Genomic DNA, 1,967 nt, shown 5'->3' on the forward strand with positions numbered 1-1,967 from the left:
GTGGGAGCTGGTCGACGGCTGGCCGGTGCTCAAGTTCGACCGCCGCCCCGAGGGCATGGCGGGGGCGAGCAACAGCCACGACCAGATCGTCGTCAACCTGATCGCGCTCCTGCGGGCGCACCTGCGCGGCGGCCCGTGCCGAGCAAAGACGGCCGATCAGGCGTCGCGCATGGCGCGGGGCAACATCCGCTATCCCGACGTGACGATCGACTGCGGTCGCCAGCGCCCGGGCGAGTACGAGACCTCCGAACCCACGGTGTTCTTCGAGGTGCTGTCGCCGTCGACGCGGGGCTTCGACCTGCTGCGCAAGGCGGACGAGTACCGGGCGGTCCCAACGCTCCGCCACCTCGTGATGCTGGAGCCCGACCGGGCGGAGGCCATGATCTGGACCCGCGACGCCGAGGGCCGCTGGCCGCAGCCGCTGGAGGTCAAGGGCCTGGACGGCGCCGTCGCCCTGCCCGCGGTCGGCGTCACCCTGCCGATGGCGGAGGTGTACGAGGACGTGACGCTGGGCGAGTGACGGGGCATGGGGCGGGCCTGGACGTGGGGGCGATGTCGATACGCCTGGAGCAGATTCCGGTCAGCCTGCATCACCCACTCCGCTCATCCCGGCGCAAGCCGCGGCCCAGTTCGCCCTCGGATGCGGCGACCCCCCGACTCTGGTCCGGAGGGCGGGAAACTGGGTCCCGGCCTTCGCCGAGATGAGCTGAGGGTGTGGGTCAACGCAGTCGAAGCCTCAGGCGGCAGGCGCCAGCTCCAAGTCTTCAGCGAACACCTCAAGCTTGTCCGGTCGCGGCAAAGATGTCGGTCCTTTGAGGCGCGCCAGAAGATACGCCACTGCGAGCGCCATCTCGTCGGCGTCATAGGGCTTGGGCATGGATGCGACCGCGACGGTCGCGGCCGACCGCGCCCGGCTGACCTGACCGCTGATGAAGACCACAGGGATGTCCAACGCCTTCAGTTGCACCGCCAGCTCGATGCCGTCGTCGCGACCGGCGAGGCGGATGTTGACCAGCGCAAGGTCCGGCTTGCAGGCCCTTGCGACCTCAAGGGCCTCGGCGTGTCGCGTCGTGAGGTCAAGGACATGGTAGCCGGCTTCGGACAGAACGTCCCTGAGGACGATCGCCACCAAGGCTTCGTCTTCGACGATCATCAGGGTCTGGCCGGTCTTCTGAGGGGGCTGCACGTCGGTCATGATCGGTCCTTCTTACCTTGGCGCTTCGCGGCGGCGGGGGCGGCCTGGGTCTTTGGAAAGGAGTGCGAGGCACGATCGGGCTCTTCGCGAACCAGGGCGATCTGCGTGTGTTCGATCGAGACCTTGGTTCCGGGATGTTCAGGCACGGTCGTCACCGAGGCGTTCAACTGTCTCGCAAGGGCCTCGACGATGCTCGTTCCCAGGCCGGTTCGGTCAGGGGGGACCAGCGGCATTCCAACCCCGTCGTTTCGAACGCACAGGATCCAGTTCGGGCCGTGAAAACTGTAGTCGATGGTGATCCTGCCCGATCGACCGTCGGGGAAGGCATGCTTCAAGGCGTTGATCACCAGCTCGGTGATGATGAGGCCCAGGCTGACCGAAACCCGCGCGTCGATGACACCGTCGCCGCCATCGACCGTCAAGGTGACGTTGCCCGTCTCGCCGATCATCGAGGCCGTGATGCTCTCGCACAAGGCGGTGAAATAGGCGTGCACATCGACATCGCCTTCGTCCGAGGTCGAGAGCAGCCGCTCCAACGCCGCCACGGACATGACCCTGTGATGGGCGTCCGTCAGGTGGCCACGCGTTTCCTCAAAGGGGGCCTTGCGGGCATTCTGCAGCAAGACGCTGGCGATGATCTGAAGGCTGTTCGCGACCCGGTGGCGCACCTCCTGCAGCAGGACAATGTTGTGGCGTGCCTCCTTCTCCTTAAGAGCCGCGTCGGCTCTGACCTCGGTGACGTCTGACAGGGCGACGAGCAGCCGGGTCTGAT

General features: G+C 66.8%; 3 protein-coding genes. 1 reads left to right on the plus strand and 2 read right to left on the minus strand.

The features are described 5' to 3' along the window. Nucleotides 1-520: Uma2 family endonuclease (locus tag RMO04_RS07690; RefSeq protein ID WP_309644197.1), on the plus strand; the 520-nt coding region annotated here is incomplete at its 5' end. 216 nt (nucleotides 521-736) lie between these two features. Here RMO04_RS07690 and RMO04_RS07695 read toward each other — a convergent pair. Then, complete coding sequence (locus RMO04_RS07695; RefSeq protein WP_309644198.1) at nucleotides 737-1,153, minus strand: response regulator; 417 nt, start codon at nucleotides 1,151-1,153, stop codon at nucleotides 737-739. 38 nt (nucleotides 1,154-1,191) lie between these two features. Next, a partial coding sequence (locus tag RMO04_RS07700) for a sensor histidine kinase (RefSeq protein ID WP_309644199.1) occupies nucleotides 1,192-1,967 on the minus strand: 776 nt, incomplete at its 5' end.

The organism is Phenylobacterium sp., from assembly GCF_031412415.1.
Taxonomy (GTDB): Bacteria; Pseudomonadota; Alphaproteobacteria; order Caulobacterales; family Caulobacteraceae; genus Phenylobacterium.

What these genes read in the sequence shown, in the direction of transcription:
- RMO04_RS07695 (WP_309644198.1), bottom strand. Translation starts at nt 1,153, where the DNA reads ATGATCGTCGAAGACGAAGCCTTGGTGGCGATCGTCCTCAGGGACGTT.